A 1,838-nucleotide genomic window follows, 5' to 3' on the forward strand; every position below is an offset into this window, starting at 1 on the left:
CCACCACCCTCTACGGCGGCGACGCCAAGGGCTACACCGACTACCCCGCCCTCACCGACTAACACCCGCACCCAACGGCAGACCCCTCCGCGCCTCCCCGCTGTCGAAGAGCGGTGGAAGCGCGGAGGGGTGCGGGGAACAGGACGCCGGGCGGCCAGGACGCCCGGCGCCCTGCTGCGTCGGACGATGTACCGGGACGACGTGGTCCCGGTACGACGTCACACGACGCGGAAGTTCGCCATCATTCCCATCGCCGCATGGTCGAACATGTGGCAGTGGTAGACGTACGTGCCCCGGTAGCCGGTGAAGGTCGCCTGAATCTTGACCGTCTCGCCGGCCTTGACGCTGACCGTGTCCTTCAGGCCGCTGTCGTTGCCGGAGACGACCGGCTGGCCGTTGCGCTCCAGCACGCGGAACTGCACCAGGTGCATGTGGAAGTTGTGCGGCGCCCGGGCGTTGGCGTTGTGGACGGTCCAGATCTCCGTGGCGCCGTACTGGATCTCGGTGTCGATCCGGCCCATCTCGTAGATCTTGCCGTTGATGTACGCCTGGGCGTGCTCGCCGCCGGTCTCGTCCATCAGCAGCTCGATGTTCCGCTGCACCGTGGCGGCCGGCAGCGCCGGCAGGGTGCGCAGGGTCGCGGGGACGGTGCTGGTGTCCGAGGCCGTGCGGGTCACGCGGAACTGCATCACCTTCCCGACCAGGTCCATCGGGGTGCCGGGCGGGCCGGGCTCGGTGTTCTCCACGACGAGGGTGGTGCCCACCGGGTACTTGGAGAAGTCGATGACGATGTCGGCGCGTTCGCCCGGCGACAGCGCGAGCGACGTCGTCGTGTACGGCTTCTCGAGCAGGCCGCCGTCCGTGCCGATCTGGACGAACGGGGAGCCGTCGGACAGCTTCAGGGTGAAGAAGCGCACGTTGGCGGTGTTGTAGAGGCGGAAGCGGTACTTGCGCGCCGCCACCTCGAAGTACGGCCACGGCTTGCCGTTGGCGAGGATCACCGTGCGGCCCGTGATGTCGCCCATGGTGTACGCGAACTGCCCGGCGTCGTCGAAGCGGGCGTCGCGGATGGCGATGGGCACGTCGTAGCTGCCGGACGGCAGGTTGAGGTTCTTCTCGACGCTGTCCGTCAGGAGGTAGAAGCCGGTGAGTCCGCGGAAGACGTTCTCCGACTCCTCGTGGTGCGCGTGGTCGTGGAACCACAGGTTCGCGTGCGGCTGGCTGTTGGGGTACGTGTAGGTCTTCGTACCGCCGCCCGGCGCGAGGAGGTCCATCGGCGAGCCGTCGCTGGACTCGGGGACGTGGGCGCCGTGCAGGTGCACCGAGACGGGCACGCCCAGCGCGTTGGTCTGCCGGACCACGACCCGCTGCCCGGACTCCGCCTTGATGACGGGGCCGGGGAAGACGCCGTTGTACGCCCGCACCCGGGTGAGCTTGCCCGGGAGGATCGAGGCGTTGGCCTCCTTCATCGTGACGTCGTAGTAGCTCGTCGTCCCCGAGACGGACGTCGGCTTCAGGACCGGCGGCACCGGCATCTTCTGCTGGAACTGCGGGATCGTCGTCGGGTCCAGGTCCGCGGCCGCGGCCGTGCGGGTCAGCGCGGGCACCAGCAGTCCGGCGCCGCCGATGGCGCCCGAGACCGCCGCGCCGGCCTTGAGGAAGGATCTTCGTTGGATCATGGTTCCCCCATGGACGGAGAGAGGGGCGGGAGGGGAGTGGGGCGCGGCCACGCCGGACTGGGCAGGCGTGGCCGCTGTTCAGGGGTGTGGCGGGGTGTTAGTCGGTGAGGGCGGGGTAGTCGGTGTAGCCCTTGGCGTCGCCGCCGTAGAGGGTGGTGG

Annotated in this window: 1 protein-coding gene; it reads right to left on the bottom strand. The window is 69.4% G+C overall.

Annotation, left to right across the window (positions count from 1 at the left end):
* Nucleotides 1–218: 218 nt before the first annotated feature.
* Nucleotides 219–1,679: a multicopper oxidase domain-containing protein gene (locus tag IE295_RS33130; protein ID WP_190067514.1), complete on the bottom strand. Its 1,461-nt coding sequence runs from the start codon at nt 1,677–1,679 to the stop codon at nt 219–221.
* Between the last annotated feature and the right edge of the window lie 159 nt (nt 1,680–1,838).

It is taken from the genome of Streptomyces griseocarneus (assembly GCF_014655595.1).
GTDB lineage: Bacteria > Actinomycetota > Actinomycetes > Streptomycetales > Streptomycetaceae > Streptomyces > Streptomyces griseocarneus.

Coding starts and splice junctions, on each gene's coding strand:
- IE295_RS33130 (WP_190067514.1), bottom strand. CDS start 1,679: ATGATCCAACGAAGATCCTTCCTCAAGGCCGGCGCGGCGGTCTCGGGC.